This is a genomic window from Pseudomonas sp. PNPG3 (assembly GCF_023093815.1).
In the GTDB taxonomy this organism is placed as follows: Bacteria; Pseudomonadota; Gammaproteobacteria; order Pseudomonadales; family Pseudomonadaceae; genus Aquipseudomonas; species Aquipseudomonas asiatica.
Genome location: NZ_JALLKV010000246.1, coordinates 1 through 264 on the forward strand (window position 1 = coordinate 1; position 264 = coordinate 264).

General features: G+C 63.3%; 1 protein-coding gene. It reads right to left on the bottom strand.

The window, feature by feature from the left end; all coding sequences use genetic code 11:
• Positions 1 to 264: hypothetical protein (locus MJ643_RS30910; RefSeq protein ID WP_247727340.1), on the bottom strand; the 264-nt coding region annotated here is incomplete at both ends.

Here is a 264-nt window from a genome sequence, read left to right on the forward strand (position 1 = left end):
TATTCCGCTGCATGTTCTGAGGCGTGCAGCGTGCCGCTGGCGCGCGGATCTGGGCAGCTGGACCTGGTGAAAAATTTGCTTCGGCGTCAAGCGTAGCCACGAGGAATCGAAATACCAGCTCCACAACTGGAACTCGACGGACGCGCCGAGCATGGCAAGACGGAGGTCGGCCGTAGCGGGTGCGCCCGACGCATCGAAGCCTATCAAGGCGGCGAATATCATCGAGACGACGACCCAGCCGACGAGACGCCAGGGCCGCTGGGC